The 16010-nt window shown below is 62.8% G+C and carries 18 protein-coding genes; 10 read left to right on the top strand and 8 right to left on the bottom strand.

The annotated features are described in order from the left end of the window. Positions 1 to 39: 39 nt before the first annotated feature. Together NLM31_RS34915 and NLM31_RS34910 are read left to right on the top strand one after the other, a co-directional pair. Complete coding sequence (locus tag NLM31_RS34915) at positions 40 to 1728, top strand: caspase family protein (RefSeq protein ID WP_254133803.1); 1689 nt, start codon at positions 40 to 42, stop codon at positions 1726 to 1728. A 188-nt stretch (positions 1729 to 1916) separates the two neighbouring features. Continuing rightward, positions 1917 to 2762, top strand: a complete 846-nt coding sequence (locus NLM31_RS34910; protein ID WP_254133802.1) for a metal-dependent phosphohydrolase — start codon at positions 1917 to 1919, stop codon at positions 2760 to 2762. A 33-nt stretch (positions 2763 to 2795) separates the two neighbouring features. Here the strand turns inward: NLM31_RS34910 and NLM31_RS34905 are convergent, their stop codons facing one another. The 6 genes from NLM31_RS34905 to napE form a co-directional block, all read right to left on the bottom strand. After that, entirely contained in the window at positions 2796 to 3911 is a 1116-nt protein-coding gene (locus tag NLM31_RS34905; RefSeq protein ID WP_254133801.1) for an ATP-dependent RecD-like DNA helicase, read from the bottom strand. Positions 3912 to 4011: 100 nt separating this feature from the next. After that, complete coding sequence (locus NLM31_RS34900) at positions 4012 to 4653, bottom strand: NapC/NirT family cytochrome c (RefSeq protein WP_254133800.1); 642 nt, start codon at positions 4651 to 4653, stop codon at positions 4012 to 4014. After that, positions 4650 to 5120 (bottom strand): nitrate reductase cytochrome c-type subunit, encoded by a 471-nt coding sequence (locus NLM31_RS34895; RefSeq protein WP_254195197.1) that lies wholly within the window; start codon positions 5118 to 5120, stop codon positions 4650 to 4652. Before NLM31_RS34895 ends, NLM31_RS34900 begins: the two co-directional genes overlap by 4 nt. Beyond that, positions 5117 to 7630 (bottom strand): nitrate reductase catalytic subunit NapA, encoded by a 2514-nt coding sequence (napA, locus tag NLM31_RS34890; protein ID WP_254195196.1) that lies wholly within the window; start codon positions 7628 to 7630, stop codon positions 5117 to 5119. The genes NLM31_RS34895 and napA overlap by 4 nt, the downstream gene beginning before the upstream one ends. A gap of 17 nt (positions 7631 to 7647) precedes the next feature. After that, on the bottom strand, positions 7648 to 7962 hold the full coding sequence (locus NLM31_RS34885) for a chaperone NapD (protein ID WP_254195195.1): 315 nt from the start codon (positions 7960 to 7962) through the stop codon (positions 7648 to 7650). Between the two features lie 25 nt (positions 7963 to 7987). After that, the gene (gene napE, locus NLM31_RS34880) at positions 7988 to 8173 is read right to left on the bottom strand and encodes a periplasmic nitrate reductase, NapE protein (protein WP_254195194.1); all 186 of its coding nucleotides are present in this window, start codon (positions 8171 to 8173) and stop codon (positions 7988 to 7990) included. A gap of 221 nt (positions 8174 to 8394) precedes the next feature. Here napE and NLM31_RS34875 point away from each other — a divergent pair, with 221 nt between their 5' ends. The 7 genes from NLM31_RS34875 (at position 8395) to NLM31_RS34845 (ending at position 14543) form a co-directional block, all read left to right on the top strand. Continuing rightward, positions 8395 to 9594, top strand: a complete 1200-nt coding sequence (locus tag NLM31_RS34875) for a helix-turn-helix domain-containing protein (protein ID WP_254196322.1) — start codon at positions 8395 to 8397, stop codon at positions 9592 to 9594. Positions 9595 to 9669: 75 nt separating this feature from the next. Next, entirely contained in the window at positions 9670 to 10875 is a 1206-nt protein-coding gene (locus NLM31_RS34870; protein ID WP_254195193.1) for an LLM class flavin-dependent oxidoreductase, read from the top strand. A 10-nt stretch (positions 10876 to 10885) separates the two neighbouring features. Next, positions 10886 to 11239 (top strand): DUF2200 domain-containing protein, encoded by a 354-nt coding sequence (locus NLM31_RS34865; protein ID WP_254133794.1) that lies wholly within the window; start codon positions 10886 to 10888, stop codon positions 11237 to 11239. Positions 11240 to 11253: 14 nt separating this feature from the next. Next, positions 11254 to 12042, top strand: a complete 789-nt coding sequence (locus NLM31_RS34860) for a helix-turn-helix transcriptional regulator (RefSeq protein ID WP_254195192.1) — start codon at positions 11254 to 11256, stop codon at positions 12040 to 12042. 122 nt (positions 12043 to 12164) lie between these two features. Then, positions 12165 to 12698 carry a GDSL-type esterase/lipase family protein gene (locus NLM31_RS34855; RefSeq protein ID WP_254195191.1) on the top strand — a complete coding sequence of 178 codons (534 nt, stop codon included), beginning with the start codon at positions 12165 to 12167 and terminating at the stop codon, positions 12696 to 12698. Positions 12699 to 12833: 135 nt separating this feature from the next. Then, positions 12834 to 13814 (top strand): ABC transporter substrate-binding protein, encoded by a 981-nt coding sequence (locus NLM31_RS34850; RefSeq protein ID WP_254195190.1) that lies wholly within the window; start codon positions 12834 to 12836, stop codon positions 13812 to 13814. 102 nt (positions 13815 to 13916) lie between these two features. Further along, the gene (locus tag NLM31_RS34845; RefSeq protein WP_254195189.1) at positions 13917 to 14543 is read left to right on the top strand and encodes a LysE family translocator; all 627 of its coding nucleotides are present in this window, start codon (positions 13917 to 13919) and stop codon (positions 14541 to 14543) included. Positions 14544 to 14702: 159 nt separating this feature from the next. On the opposite strand, the gene NLM31_RS34840 is transcribed toward NLM31_RS34845, so the two are convergent. Both NLM31_RS34840 and rpsU read right to left on the bottom strand, forming a co-directional pair. Then, positions 14703 to 14939: a DUF6894 family protein gene (locus NLM31_RS34840; RefSeq protein WP_254195188.1), complete on the bottom strand. Its 237-nt coding sequence runs from the start codon at positions 14937 to 14939 to the stop codon at positions 14703 to 14705. A gap of 112 nt (positions 14940 to 15051) precedes the next feature. Further along, complete coding sequence (gene rpsU, locus NLM31_RS34835) at positions 15052 to 15324, bottom strand: 30S ribosomal protein S21 (RefSeq protein ID WP_254133788.1); 273 nt, start codon at positions 15322 to 15324, stop codon at positions 15052 to 15054. A 434-nt stretch (positions 15325 to 15758) separates the two neighbouring features. On the opposite strand from rpsU, the gene NLM31_RS34830 reads away from it, so the two are divergent. Further along, positions 15759 to 15968 carry a cold-shock protein gene (locus NLM31_RS34830; protein WP_254133787.1) on the top strand — a complete coding sequence of 70 codons (210 nt, stop codon included), beginning with the start codon at positions 15759 to 15761 and terminating at the stop codon, positions 15966 to 15968. The last annotated feature ends 42 nt before the right edge of the window (positions 15969 to 16010 follow it).

The raw sequence follows: 16010 nt of genomic DNA, 5'->3' as shown, positions 1-16010 counted from the left end.
TCGACTTAGAAATGTGGTGGCTGGAGCTGATCTGACAACATGCTGCGCGTCGTCCCCCTGATATCAGTCATCCTCGTCTCCGGCGTCGCGATCGCCGCCGCCGAGCCGCAAGCCGGCGACGACCTCGCCATTTGTCGTGACCGCCAGGCCGACGCCCAGGCGCGGACCACGGCCTGCGAGAACCTGCTCAACGCCGATCGCGTCACCGGCAAGGACAAGGCGGTCGCGCTGTCCGTGCGCGGCAATAATTTGATCAACAAGCGCGACAATTTGCATGCGATCGAGACCCTGTCCATGGGCGTCGATCTCGATCCCGACAATGCCATCATCCTCAATTTGCGCGGCATCGCCTACGAGCGCACGGGCCAGGACGACCTTGCGATGGCGGACTTCAATCTTGCGCTCCAGAAGCGTCCGACCTACGGCGTTCCCTACAACAATCGCGGCGTCATCCAGCTGCGCCGGAACGCGCTGCAAAGCGCGCTCGATGATTTCAGCCTGTCGATCAAATACACGCCGAAGTTCATCCTTGGCTGGACCAATCGTGCGCGCGTGCGCACGTTGATGAAGGATTATGACGGTGCGCTCGCCGATTTCGCGGAGGCCGAGAAGATCGATCCGACCGCGCCGCAGATCGCCAGCAACCGCTGCATCACCTATGGCCTGATGGGCAAGTTCGACCAGGCCTTTGCCGATTGCAACGGCATCATCGAAAAGCAACCGAAGAACACGGGCGCGATCAACAATCGTGCTGATGTCAGCATGATGAAGGGCGATCTCGACGCCGCGCTGAAGGACTACAATGCGGCGCTCCAGATCAACCCGAACAACATCCGCGCGCATTCCGGCCGCGGCCAGGTCTACGAGCGCAAAAAGGATCTCGGCCAGGCCCGCGCCGACTATCGCTCGGCTGCGTATTCGCTGACGAAGTTCGATGAGCTCGACGTCGCGCGCGCCCGCACCATCGCGCAGGAGCGTCTCGCCGCACTGACGCCGCAAACGCCGGGCGCCGCGCCCAGCGGGCGCCGCGTTGCGCTGGTGATCGGCAACGGCGCCTACAAGAACGTCCATGCCCTGCCCAATCCGCCGCGCGATTCGAAGATGATCGCGAGCGTGCTGAAGGATGTCGGCTTCCAAACCGTGATCTCCGTCAGCGACCTCACCCGCGACAAGTTCTTCGACGCGCTCAAGACTTTCGCCGAGGAAGCCGAGAAGGCCGATTGGGCGGTGGTCTACTACGCCGGCCACGGGTTCGAGATCGGCGGGGTGAACTACCTCGTTCCGGTCGACGCCAAGCTCGCCGTCGACCGCGATGCCGAGACCCAGGCCGTCGCCCTGGAGCAGGTGATCGCCGCCGTCGGCGCCGCGCGAAAAGTGCGTCTGGTGATTTTGGATGCCTGCCGCGACAATCCGTTCGCGCCGACCATGCAGCACACGCTGTCGCTGAAACTGGTCGACAAGGGCTTTTCCAACATCGAGCCCGGCGCCGGGTTCATGGTGGTCTACGCCGCCAAGCACGGCGAGACCGCGATCGACGGCGACAATGGCGCCGACAGCCCGTTCTCCACCGCGCTCGCCCGCGAGATCAAGGTGCCGAAGGTCGAGATCCGGAAATTGTTCGACATCGTCCGCGACGACGTCTGGTCCGCCACCAAGCACGAGCAGCAGCCGTTTTCGTACGGCTCGCCGCCGGGGCGTGAAGATTTCTATTTTGTGGCGGGGAAGTGACGGCTGCGTGTAAGGTGCGACGGAAGACCGCAACCTCCCGTCCTCAAATGGATCAGATTCGCCGACCGTTGAGGTCAGTTTCCGCACGGATGTGAACATTCGCCCCACTCAGCGAGCGGCGATGTGCTATTTTGGGGTCACGAAGGAGCTCGTCAGAACCCACAGCGCACATTGAGATGGGTGTTCAGATGATCACAATTCCAGAACTGGTCGCGCAGACTCTCGCGTCGTTCTTGACTTCGGACACACGAGATCGGTTTGGCTCTTCGCATGCCCGTCTGGCCGAGGTTCTTCCGTTTGCGGCCAGGCTCACATTGGAGTGCATCGGTAACAGCGACGCCCTGTATCACAACATCGAGCACTCGATGCTCGTCACCCTTGCCGGGCACGACATCCTGATGGGGCGAATGCTGTTGCGGCCAACGACAGTCGCCGACTATGCGAATTTCACCCTGGCGTGTCTCACCCATGACATCGGGTATGTGCGCGGAGTCGTTCAAGGCGACAGCGACGATTCCTATGTCGCGGATCTGGAAGGCCGCATGATCAGTCTTCCACGGGGCGCCTCCGACGCCGCGCTCGCTCCCTATCATGTGGACCGCTCGAAATTGTTCGTCCTGGAACGCTTCGACGACGTCGAAGAGATCGAGGCAGGCCGAATTGCCCGAGCCATAGAATTCACGCGCTTTCCCTATTCGGAATCCTCAAACGACAGTCTGATGGAAGAGGAGGGTATGTTGCTTCGCGCCGCCGACCTGATCGGCCAGCTTGGCGATCCCAACTATTTAAGGAAGTCGAACGCTCTGTTCCACGAGTTCGAGGAAATCGGCCTGAACAAGAAGCTCGGCTATGAAACGCCTGCCGACGTCGTCTACAAATATCCGCAGTTTTACTGGAACAACGTTGCTCCACAGATCCAGGCCGCGATACGTTATCTCAACATCACCTCGAGCGGCCGGCAATGGATCGCAAATCTCTACAGCAATGTTTTCCGGGCCGAGCGCGAGCCGGGTCTATCGGGTCCGCAACCTTGATGCTTGGTCGGGGGCGACGAGCGGGGTTTGACGTCAAACCACGATGCTCAGCCGCTTCGCCGCGCGCGTGATGCCCGTGTACAGCCATCTTGCCCGGCTGTCCTGAAACGCAAAGCTCTCGTCGAACAGCACGACGTCGTCCCATTGCGAGCCCTGCGACTTGTGCACGGTCAGCACGTAGCCGTAGTCGAACTCGTCATAGGGCTTACGCTGCTCCCAGGCGATCTGCTCGATGCCGCCCTCGAAGCAGTCGGCGCGCACGGAGACTTTCGTGACCTTGTGCCCAAAGTCCTCGTCGGGCGAGAGCCGCATGCTGAGGATGCGCGATTTCGAGCGCGAGGTGTTGCGTGATTTCACGCGCCACAGGCCGCCGTTGAACAGGCCCTTCTTGCGGTTGTTGCGCAGGCAGACCAGCTTGTCGCCGGCGACCGGGAAGGTGTCCTCGATGTTCTGGCGCTGACGCACCCGCATGTTGTAGGCGCGGCGCGTGTTGTTGCGGCCGACCAGCACCTGGTCGGCACCCATGACGCGATCGGGATCGAGCTCCTTGCGCGACACCACCTCGCTCTCGCCGTAGCGGCCGATGTCGAGCTCGCGGCCCTCGCGGACGTCCATCGACATCCGCACGATCGGATCGTCCTGGGCCTGGCGGTGCACCTCGGTGAGCATCGCGTCCGGCTCGGTGTTGGTGAAGAAGCCGCCGCCCTGGATCGGCGGCAGCTGCGCGGGATCGCCGAGCACCAGCAGCGGGCAGTCGAACGACATCAGGTCGCGACCCAGTTCGGCGTCGACCATCGAGCATTCGTCGATCACGATCAGCTTGGCCTTGGAGGCCGGCGCATCGTCCCACAGCTCGAAACTCGGCTGCTCCTCGCCGGATTCGCGGGCGCGGTAGATCAGCGAGTGGATGGTGGAGGCCTCGTCGCAACCCTTGTTGCGCATCACCAGCGCGGCCTTGCCGGTGAAGGCGGCGAACTTCACCTCGCCGTCGACGCCCTCGGCGATGTGCCGCGCCAGCGTGGTCTTGCCGGTGCCGGCGAAGCCGAACAGGCGGAAAATCGGCGGCGTGCCGTTGCGGCCGGGTTTGGCCTTCAGCCAATCGCCGACGGCCTTGAGGGCGGCATCCTGATGCGGAGAGAAATTGGTCATATCTGTCTTGAGGAGGGGCGAAACGAGGCGATTCGCCACCCCCCAAAACTAACCATTCGCCCCAAGGGTTCAAGCAGGGTGAATCCGGTCGCCCGCGGCCCTATTGCCAGCCCGGCACGCCACGCATGTCGGGCAGATGGTGGGCGATGCCCTTGTGGCAGTCGATGCAGGTCTTTTCGCCGGTGAACAGGAAGCGCTGATGCGCCACCGAGGCCCGCGGCGACTGCTTTGTGATGTCCATGGAATCGGCGCTGTGGCAGTTGCGGCATTCCAGGGAATCATTGGCCTTGAACCGCGCCCATTCATGCGCGGCGAGCTCGAGCCGGTGATCCAGGAATTTCTCCCTTGTGTCGATCGTGCCAAAAATCTTGCCCCAGACTTCCTTGGAGGCCTGCATCTTGCGCGCGATCTTGTCGGTCCAGTTGTGCGGCACGTGGCAATCCGGGCAGGTCGCGCGCACGCCGGAGCGGTTGGTGAAGTGGATGGTCGACTTCAGTTCGGCGAACACGTTGTCCTTCATCTCGTGACAGCCGGTGCAGAACTTCTCGGTGTTGGTCAGTTCCAGCGCGGTGTTGAAGCCGCCCCAGAAGATCACGCCGGCGGCGAAGCCTGCGAGCACCAGCGTGCCGAGCGCGAACACGGTGCTCGGCCGCGACAGCACGCCCCACAGCTCGAGCGCGAAATCCCAGCAACGCAGGATGAAGCCGCGCTTGGCTTTTGGCTCGTCAGCAGTCGTCGTCATCGCCGGCCACCCGGACTTGCGCGTGACAGCAAGGTATCGATATCCGTGAAATCGTTGCTCACCGGCGGCACCGCGGTGTTCTGCGGCACGTGGCATTCGGTGCAGAAGAACCGCCGCGGCGAGATCGAGGCCAGGAACTGGCCGTCGCGGTCCATGAAATGGGTGATCGAGACCATCGGCGCCTGCGATTCCGCGGTGCGCGCCCGCGCGTGGCAGGACAGGCATTTGTTGCCGTTGAGGTCGATCTGGTAGCCGTCGATCGTGTGCGGGATCACCGGCGGTTGCTCCGGATAGTTGCGCGACTCCCGCTCCGACGTATTGCGGTTCGGCAGCATCGGCGGCGCCGGGCCTTCGTCGTTGAGGGGCGTCGGGCCGCGCAGGCCCGAATTCACCGTCTGCGCGGTCAGCGAGCTTGCGCCGGCGGCGATCGCGCAGGCGAGCAGGGCTATGCCGAAGCGTTTCATCATGACACGTTCACCCGCTCGATGCGCACGGCGCATTTCTTGTAGTCGGTCTGCAACGAGATCGGATCGGTGGCGTCGAGCGTCACCTTGTTGATCAGCTTGGACTCGTCGAACCACGGCACGAACACGAGGCCCTTCGGTGGCCGGTCACGGCCGCGCGTCTCGACGCGGGCGCGGATGAAGCCGCGCCGCGAGACCACCTTCACCTCGTCGCCGCGGCGAAGCTTTGCCTCCGCGGCGTCGTCCGGATGCATGAAGCAGACGGCTTCGGGGAATGCCTTGTAGAGCTCGGGCACGCGGCGCGTCATGGTGCCGGAATGCCAGTGCTCCAGCACGCGGCCGGTCGAGAGCCAGAACGGGTATTCATTGTCGGGCGATTCCGCCGGCGGCTCATAGGGCAGCGCGAAGATGCGGGCCCTGCCGTCGGGGTAGCCGTAGAACTGCACGTCGGTGCCCTGCTTGACGTAGGGATCGCTGCCTTCGCGGAAACGCCAGCGCGTTTCCTGGCCGTTCACCACCGGCCAGCGCAGGCCGCGCTCCTTGTGATAGCTTTCGAACGGCGCGAGGTCGTGGCCATGGCCGCGGCCGAACGAGGCGTACTCTTCAAAGAGCCCCTTCTGCACGTAGAAGCCGAACGCCTTGGATTCCTCGTTGGCGTAGCCTTCCTCGATCTCCGTAACAGGAAACTTGTCGACCTGGCCGTTCTTGTAGAGCACGTCGAACAGCGTCTTGCCGCGAACCTCCGGTTTCTTTGCGATCAGCTCCTCCGGCCAGACGTCCTCGATCTTGAATCGTTTTGAAAATTCCATGAGCTGCCACAGATCGGACTTGGCTTCGCCCGGCGCCTGCACGAGCTGGTGCCAGAACTGCGTGCGCCGCTCGGCATTGCCGTAGGCGCCTTCCTTCTCCACCCACATCGCGGTCGGCAGGATCAGGTCGGCGGCCAGCGCCGTCACAGACGGATAGGCGTCCGAGACCACGATGAAATTGTCGGGATTGCGGAAGCCCGGATAGGTTTCCTCGTTGGCGTTCGGGCCGGCCTGCAAATTGTTGTTGACCTGCACCCAATAGGCGTTGATCAGGCCGTCCTTCAGCATCCGGCTTTGCAGCACGGCGTGGGCGCCGTTCTTGTCGGAAATGGTGCCCTCGGGCAGCAGCCAGAGATGCTCCGCCTTGTCGCGATGCTCCTTGTTGGTCACGACCATGTCGGCGGGCAGGCGGTGCGAGAAGGTGCCGACCTCGCGCGCGGTGCCGCACGCCGAGGGCTGGCCGGTCAGCGAGAACGGGCTGTTGCCGGGCGCGGAGATCTTTCCGGTCAGGAGATGGATGTTGTAGACGAGATTGTTGCACCAGACGCCGCGGGTGTGCTGGTTGAAGCCCATGGTCCAGAACGACACCACTTTCGTCTTCGGATCGGCATAGAGCTCTGCCAGTGCCTCCAGCCGATTGAGCGGCACGCCGGACATCTGCGCCGCCTTCTCCAGCGTGTAGTCCGAGACGAACTTGACGTATTCGTCATAGCTCATGTCGGTGGAGTCGTTCGCCTTGGCCGCGCCCGTCGCCTTCTTCTGCAGCGGATGCTCGGGTCGTAATCCATAACCGATATCGGTCTGGCCGCGCCGGAAGATGGTATGCGCGGCAACAAAATCCTTGTTGACGCGTCCGGTTGTGATGATGTGGTTGGCGATGGCGTTGAGGATGTAGAGATCGGTCTGCGGCTTGAACACCATGCCGATGTCGGCGAGGTCGAACGAGCGGTGCTCGAAGGTCGAGAGCACGGCGACGCGGACATGCGGCGCGGAGAGCCGGCGGTCGGCCAGGCGCGTCCACAGGATGGGGTGCATCTCCGCCATGTTGGAGCCCCACAGCACGAAGGCATCGGTGGCCTCGATGTCGTCATAGCAGCCGGCCGGCTCGTCGATGCCGAAGGTGCGCATCATGCCGGCAACGGCCGAGGCCATGCAGTGGCGTGCATTTGGATCGATATTGTTGGTGCGGAAGCCGGCCTTGAACAGCTTTGACGCCGCATAGCCTTCCCAGATCGTCCACTGGCCGGAGCCGAACATGGCGACGCCGTTCGGGCCGCGCTTCTTGAAGGCCTCCTTCCACTTCAATTCCATGATGTCGAAGGCTTCGGTCCACGACACCGGCGTGAAGTCGCCGTTCTTGTCGTATTTGCCGCCCGTCTTGCGCAACATCGGCTGAGTGAGGCGGTCATGCCCGTACATGATCTTGGAGAGGAAGTAGCCCTTGACGCAGTTCAGGCCGCGATTGACCTCGGCCTTGATGTCGCCATGGGTGGCGACGACCCGGTTGTCCTTGGTCGCGACCATCACCGAGCAGCCGGTGCCGCAGAAGCGGCAGGCGGCCTTGTCCCATTTCAGTTCGGATGCGTCGCGCTCGGCGACGAGATTGGCGGCAAGCGCAGGTGCCGGCATGCCGGCTGCGGCGGCCGCGATGGCGGCGGCCTCGAGCTTCAGCATCTGGCGGCGGTCGAGCTTTGGCGATGTCATGATGGCTCTCCCTGCCGTCAGGTCGTTTCGATGGCGTGAAAGACCAGCGCTGCGGAATAGACGTCTCCCAGCGACTGGATGGTGTTGAGGATGGTGCCGAGGCTGCCGGCGTCCGGCGCTTCGGTCACGACGACGAGTTTTCCGCGCGCGTCGCGGCCATGGATTTCGCAGCCCGGAATCGCGGCGATCTCGGCCTCCAGCGCGGCGAGGCGCTCGGGGCGCGCCTGCACGATGATGCTGGCGATCTCGCAGCCGGGCGGCGCGACGATGCGGTCGGAGCTGAGCACCCGGCCGGTGATCAATGCACGGCGGTTGAGTGTGGTGTGGGCCATGATGCCTGTCTTTCGCTTGTCGGGATCAATGCGGGGAGGAGGGTGGGCCCGGAGGGCCGGCGAACATCTGGTAGATCCAGACGCCAAGCCCGTAAGAGCCGACCGTTCCGACCGCGAGGACGGGCATCACGACCGCGGTCAGGAACAGGAACGCAAAGATCTCCATGCGCTTACGGCGCACGCGCGACATCTTGTCGTCAGGGGCCGACATATTCGGTCTCTCTGAAATGGTCTGGGGAATCGGGACGGCATCCGGGCCGTTGCCTTGGTGCACTTTAGATGCAACAGGGCGGCTGACGCGTTGATCTGGATCAACCGATCAAGTTGCGATCGTCGCAGCCGCCAAACCGGAAAACGCCAAGGCCGCAAGCGCAAGTTTGGATTGTGCAAGCGCGAAGGCGATGCGAGAGTTGGGCCCGTGAGCGGAGAACGATCAGTGTGAGCGGGCTGACGGCCATCGACCTCGGGTTTCGCGGCGCGGCCAGCGGCGTATTCCTGTTGATCGTCCTGGTGGCGCTGCAGCGCCGTGCCGCCAATCAGAACAGCTTCCTTGGCATCGCCATGTGCGCGGGAGGCATGTTCTATGCGATCGTGACCGCGCCGTCCTTTCCCAAGGCATCCTGGTGGTGGACGATGCCGATCGTGTCCTCGCTCCCCGCCCTTTTCTGGTTATGGGCGCGTGCGGCGTTCGATGACGATTTCATTCTGAGGCGATGGCATGGCGGCCTGTGGCTGGCCGTCGTGGCCCTCGGATTTGCAGTGTCGCTCAGTTTGCCGCAATGGCCCGCTTTGGCCAGGGGCGGCGGCAAGGTCCTGTCGTTGGTCGTCCTCGGGCTCGCGCTGGCCGCCGCGATCCAGACGGTCAAGACATGGCGCGTGGATCTGGTGATGCGCAGGCGCCGGCTGCGGCTGGCGGTGCTCGCCATCAATGTCGTGACCATCGGACTCGTCGCCGTCGCGGCCTTGTCCGATATTCCCGTGGGAGTCCCTGGCGCGTCCGGCAGTCTGCCGACCGCGCTCAGCATGTTCGTGATGGCAACGCTCGCGGCCCTGGGCGTGCTCAGTCCGCCGGTGGCGGCGGTCAGCGACGCCACGGCCGCGATCGCATCCGGCGAGGCGGGAAGGCCGGCCCGGGTCGCCGACCGCGCCGCCGCGGAGCGGGTCGCCGTCGATCCCCAGGTCGTCGTCGATCCCAGGGTCGTCATCGATCCCCGGGTCGTGATCGATCCCGGGGTGGCTGTCGACCCGATCCTGCTGCGGCGTCTCGATCATCTGATGACCGTGGAACGAGCCTACCGGCAGGAAGGTCTTGCGATCGGCGCGCTGGCGGCGCGGCTCGATGTCCCCGAGCATCGGCTGCGCCGGGCCATCAACGAAGGGCTGGGCTATCGCAACTTCAATGCGTTCCTCAATCGCTACCGCATCGAGGATGCCAGGCTGGCGTTATCGGACGCGACGCAACGAGAGGTGCCTGTGCTGACCATCGCGATGGATTCGGGTTTCCAGTCGATCGGACCTTTCAATCGCGCCTTCAAGGCCGAGACCGGCGTCACCCCGACCGAATTCCGCCGCGAGGCGCTGAACCGGCTGGACACCGACTGTGTCCCGCGCGGCGGAATTGCGACTGCGTAGACAGCGCCGCCTCACGCATTAAGATGCCCGCAACAAAAAAATAAGCGGGCAAGAAAACTTGGGAGAGACGGCGTCATGAAGTTCGGCATCTTCTACGAGCTGCAACTGCCGCGGCCCTGGGTGGCCGGCGACGAGCTCGCCCTTTACCAGAACGCGCTCTCGCAGATGGAACTCGCCGACCGTCTCGGCTACGACCACGCCTGGGTCGTCGAGCACCACTTCCTTGAAGAATATTCGCACTCGCCGTCGCCCGAATCGTTCCTCGCCGCCGCGAGCCAGCGCACCAAGAACATCCGGCTCGGCCACGGCATCCTCCAGCTCACCACCAATCATCCGGCGCGCGTCGCCGAGCGCGTTGCGGTGCTCGACCTCTTGTCCAACGGCCGCTGCGAATTCGGCATGGGCGAGAGCGCCTCGATCACCGAGCTGACGCCGTTCGGCCGCGACATGGAGACCAAGAAGGAAGTCTTCGAGGAGGCAGTCGCTGCGATCTTCCCGATGTTCAAGGACGCGGGCAGCGAGCATCACGGCAAGTATTTCGACATCCCCTTGCGCAATGTCGTGCCGAAGCCGGTGCAGAAGCCGCATCCGCCGCTGTGGATGGCCTGCTCGCAGCTGCCGACCATCGAGCGTGCCGGCCGCCACGGCTTTGGCGCGCTCGGCTTCCAGTTCGTCAGTGCCGACGCCGCGCATGCCTGGGTGCACGCGTACTACAACGCCATGACCAAGCGGCTCTCCAAGCTCGCCGACTACGAGATCAATCCGAACATGGCGCTGGTGTCGTTCTTCATGTGCGCCAAGACCGATGAAGAGGCCCGTGCGCGCGCCGACGGCGCCACCTTCTTCCAGTTCGCGCTGCGCTTCTACGGCGCCTCGCAGAACCGCCAGCGTCCCGCGCCCTACACCATCAACATGTGGGACGAGTACAACAAGTGGAAGCGCGACAATCCGGAAGCACAGGAGGCGGCCCTGCGCGGCGGCCTGATCGGCTCGCCCGAGACGATCCGCAAGAAGCTCAAGCGCTTTCAGTCGTCGCATATCGACCAGGTCATCCTGCTCAATCAAGCGGGCAAGAACAGCCACGAGCACATCTGCGAATCCCTCGAACTGTTCGGCCGCGAGGTGATGCCCGAATTTCAGAACGACCCGGCGCAGGCCGCCTGGAAGAGGAGCGTGATGAGCGGCGAGATCAAGCTGGAAGAGATCGACACCGAGGCCTTCACGGATCGCTACGGCAAGCTCGCCATCAACGTGGCGCCGGCGAAGGCGGCGGCGGGGTAGGGGGGCGCTTGTGGCAAAACACCGGATCTACACGACGAGCTTCGCAAGCGTGTATCCGCTTTACGTCGCGAAGGCGGAGAAGAAGGGGCGTTCGAAGGCCGAGGTCGATCAGATCATCTCTTGGTTGACCGGCTATGGTCAGAAGGAGCTGCAAGTCCAACTTGAAAGAAAGACGGACTTTGAAACCTTCTTCGCAGAGGCCCCCGAGATCAATCCCTCGCGCGCCCTGATCAAAGGCGTGGTGTGTGGGGTTCGGGTGGAGGAGATCGAAGAACCAACGATGCGGGAGATCCGCTATCTGGACAAGTTGATCGACGAACTGGCCCGGGGCAAGAAAATGGACCAGATCCTGCGAACAAAGTGATCAGGGAGAAGACGATGCGCATCCACGTGACGCCCCCAACTTCAGCGGCCGGCGACGTCACGCCGGCGGTGCTCGCCATCGGCCGCGCTGACTTCCCGAACATCCTCATCGACACGCTGCGCCGACAGGCCGGGGTCGGCCATTGCATGGTGTTTGCACTGACACGCGCAGGCGCCGCGAGCTGTCTGCTCGATGTCGGCAACATCCCGACCGGCGGCGATCTCGGCGCGGCCTATGCCGGGCAGTTCCACGAATCCGATCCCAATCGCGATGCGTTGTTCGAAGGCGAGGGCAGTGCGCCGATCGTGCTGCCGTCTTTCGCGCCGCGCATGTATGGCGCGCGCTACCGCAAGATCTTCTTCAACGACTCCAACATTGTCGACAAATGCGCCACCGCGATCTGGGTCGATGACACCTGCTTCTATGTCAATTTCTACCGCATCACGACCCAGGGCCGTTTCACCGATGCCCAGCGTGCGCGGCTGCAGGCGATCGCGCCGGCGATCGGCGCCAGCGTCGCGCGGCATTTCCAGCAGGCCGCGACTGCGACGCCCGACCAGGATCTCGCCGCGCTGTTCGCGACCCGCGCGCCACTCTCGCTGCTGACGGCGCGCGAGCAGGACGTCTGCCGCCGCATCCTGCTCGGCCTCAGCTCCGAGGCGATCTCGCAAGAGCTCGGCATCAGCCTGCATTCGACCCTGACCTACCGCAAGCGCGCCTATGAGCGGCTCGGCATTTCCGCGCAGAACGAGTTGTTCGGAATCGTGCTGCGGCTGCTCGCGGGGGCCCGTGGCCTGAACTGAGGCTCAATTCGGCGACATCCGCGTACCCCAGCACAGCGGACATGCCGTCGTTGGGAGCCAAGCCGACACGCTTGTCCCCGAGCCGACCTCCGCATTCGCACGATGAGCGATTGATGATAAGCATGCAGCGGAAGTTCATCCCGATCGAGGACACAAAAGTGGCTGCAAGGCTTGGCCGGATCATTGTTCTAGGTGCCTTCGGGGTGCTCACCGCACTTGGCACCGCTCACGCTGCAACCGTCGTGGCCCTCGGAGCCAGCAACACCTTCGGCAAGGGTGTCTCGCGCAGTCAATCCTATCCTGCGCAGCTTGAAACGCTTCTCCGTGCGAGGGGGTTCAACGTCCGTGTCATCAATGCCGGCGTCAATGGTGACACCACGGGAGGCATGCTGGCCCGATTGGATCGCGTGGTCCCGAAAGGAACGAGTGTTGTGATCCTTCAACCCGGCGGAAATGACCGGAGAAAATTGGCCGCCGACAACACGCCTGCCATCCAAAGTCGCCTGAGCGCGATGGGAATCAAGGTTGTCATGCTTCCGAACGGGATGCTGCACGGACTTCCCCATCAGCCTGATGGACAGCATCTCACGCCGGAGGGCTATCACTCGCTGGCACAGGAGCTGGTTGGCGAAGTCGCCGCGGCACTGGGGAAATAGCGCGGCAGGGCGGACCAGATTTGCTGGGGTTGAGTTCTTATTTGACCCAAAGCCGTCCTTCAAAGTTCCCCACCGTGCGGCGACAAGGTGCTAGGCTTCTCCTCCCATAGGCGTGTTCCTTGCTGGGAGGGACGCATGCAACGGCGCGATTTCATCCGCCTTGTTGGGGCTGCAACGGCCTGGCCGCTTGCAGCGCGTGCGCAGCCGCGGTCGAAGCACATCATTGGTGCTGTTCGTGTCCCGAGACGCGGCGAAAGCGCTCATCTTGAGGAGGCATTTCGCAAAGGCCTGGCCCAAACCGGCTACGTTGAGAATCAGAACGTCGTCATAGAATGGCGATATGCAGAGGGTGATTACCAGCGGTTGACGGGCATCGTGACCGAGCTGGTCGATCGTCGCGTTGACGTCATCGTGGCGCTTGGCGCAACAACAACGGCGCTCGCTGCAAAGGCTGCCACGCAGACGATACCCATCGTGTTCATGCTCGGCAGCGACCCCATCAAGTTCGGGCTCGTTGCAAGTTTCGGTCATCCAGGCGGAAACATCACGGGAGTTTCCATCCTTCAAGGTCCGGTTGTTACAAAGAGGCTCGATCTTCTGCATCAGCTGATACCCACGGCGAGGACCTTCGCGGTCCTGATCGAGCCGGATAATGCATTCAGCGAGACGGAGCGGTCTGAAGCAGAAGCCGCGGCGCGGACCCTGGGACTGGAGCTGCATGTTGCCAATCCGAAACGTCAGGACGAAATCGATGCTCAATTTCCGGATCTGATTGCCCGAGGCGTCCGTGGGATCATGATTGGAACGGACGCAATCTATTTGGGTCTCTCCCGCCAGATTGCCGCATCGGCCGCGCGGTACGCTGTTCCAACGGTCGCTCAATGGCGCGAGTATCCAGCCGCGGGGGGCTTGATGAGCTACGGGAGCAGCGTCGCCGAGGGGTATCGCCTGGCGGCAACATACGTCGGTCGCATCCTCAACGGCGAAAAGCCGGCCGAAATGCCGGTGCAGCAACCGACCAAGTTCGAATTTGTCATCAATCTCGCGACTGCGAAGGCGCTCCGGCTCACCATTGCGGACAAGATGCTCGCCATCGCCGATGAGGTGATTGAATAATCCGCATCCTTGCGGCGGTGCATCTCCAATCCATTCAGCACTTGCATTGGGAGACCGTGTCTGGCTGGCTCTTGCTCATCAACAGCCAAATCGGAACTCACGATGATCCATTACGATACCTTGCTGACCTACATGGCGGTGGTTCTCGGTCTCTTCCTCATTCCGGGTCCCGCCGTCCTCCTGGTGCTCGCGCGCTCGTCCGTGGGCGGGCATCGCGTCGGAATTGCCACCGGTCTCGGCATTGCCACCGGTGACATGCTTCACACGGCGATGGCCACGCTCGGATTGTCGGCGGTGCTGATGACGTCGGCTCTCGCCTTCAGCCTGGTGAAGTATGCCGGTGCCGGCTACCTCATCTATCTCGGCATCCGCGCATTGATGGAACGAGGCGAAGATCTCAAATTGACGCAGTCGCGTCTGGTCGACGCGCCGCTCGCCTTCCGGCAGGCGGTTCTAGCCGAAGTGCTCAACCCGAAGACGGCGCTCTTCTTCCTGGCTTTCCTTCCGCAGTTCGTTCATCCCGAGCAAGGCTCGGTCGTCGCGCAGCTCGCGGCTCTCGGTCTGGTCTTCGTGATCATGAGCGCCATCTACACGGCGTTGATCGCTCTCGCCGCCGGGCAGGTCGCCGGCCTGCTCGCCCGTCATCGCAGCATCGGTCGCTGGCAAGGCCGCGTCGTCGGGGCGATCTACGTCGGTCTCGGCGTTCGCATAGCCTTGCAGGAGAGGTAGTCCGATCGGATGGATCGCGCTATCCCCTGACGCGCGTCACGCGGGCGTCCGTGGCGTCTGTCCCAATCGCTAGGGACCATCGCGCGAGGGACCGATGCTAGCGTCGCGCGCTATTTCCAGCAGGCCGCGACCGGCTACGACGGGAAAGGGCTCAGTGGATTACTGTGTTACTCTGCTGCGGTTGAAAATGAGCGCTGCTTGAAACACACGCTCAAGATTGGTTCGTACTTCGACGGCAACGTCTCGCCGTTCGTCCATGGGCGCGAGGTCTCGGGCCAGATCAGCTAGTGTCCGAGCCGCTTCGACCTCAGCTTCGCGCTGAGTTTCGCACTCCAGGCCCTCCTCATCGGGATAAAGCCCGGTGTCGTCGCGGATATCGAAATAATAGCGCGTCACCTCGGTGCCTCACTGCATCTCGCACTGCTTCAACATCAGCGGCAACCGGCTGTTCCTTATGACGCGGAGCGCCGCCAGCTGATAGGGACAGAGTGACCGTCGCTTCCTTCCCTTAGCCAGCGGACCCCGTCTGCGGGAGCGGCGGCCTGCGTTCGGGAAGCTTCTTCTTCGGGGGGGCCGGCAGCAAACCTTCCCTGATCGCTTGCTTGCGGGCGAGCTTGCGAGCCCGGCGAATGGCTTCGGACCTTTCGCGTGCCTTTCTCTCCGAAGGCTTCTCGTAGGCACGACGCTGCTTCATTTCGCGGAAAACGCCTTCGCGCTGCATCTTCTTCTTCAGAACACGAAGCGCCTGGTCGACATTGTTATCGCGGACCACGACCTGCATTAGAACTCCCTTGCTGGCTGCAAAATGGAGCGATCCTGCGCGCAGCCAATTGCGCAGGAGTTCGTTGCGAATGAAAGAATGAGGGCGACCGCACATGTCCTCGCCGACCTCGAACGAGCAGTTTTGCTCGTCATGGCGATGCGGTTCACTAGGACCGACGTGACCACTCCCGCGTGAACAAGTCAAACGATAAAGGCCTTCGCGCGTCCCGACGTAGCAGTTTGGAACTGCCCTCGAAGGGCGCTGCAATTGGTGAGCTGAAACAAATTGTCCGGCTTCCTTGTAATATGACGATTGTGATGTATATTCACTCTATTCGATTAGCCGCTGTGCCTTGTTGATCGCGCCCGCGGGCTCCTTTTCCAAAGACATCGACGAAGTTGAAGTCGCCGCGTGATTGTCGCGGAACGCGCTTGTGCGCTTTGGAGAAGAATATGACGACAGGTACGGTTAAGTGGTTCAACGGCCAAAAGGGCTTCGGTTTCATCCAGCCGGACGACGGCAGCAACGATGTGTTCGTTCACATCAGTGCGGTCGAGCGCGCCGGTCTGTCGGGTCTCGCCGAGGGCCAGAAGGTCAATTTCGAGCTCAAAACTGACAAGATGCGGGGCAAGGTCAGCGCCGAAAATCTCTCGCTGGCTTGATCTCGTCGCGCCGTTTCACGGATGTACTGAAGCGGCTATGCT

The sequence above is a fragment of the Bradyrhizobium sp. CCGUVB4N genome, assembly GCF_024199945.1.
Classification (GTDB): Bacteria; Pseudomonadota; Alphaproteobacteria; order Rhizobiales; family Xanthobacteraceae; genus Bradyrhizobium.
The sequence above is the reverse complement of the archived record's forward strand: the minus strand, read 5'-3'. Positions and strand labels throughout refer to the sequence as shown.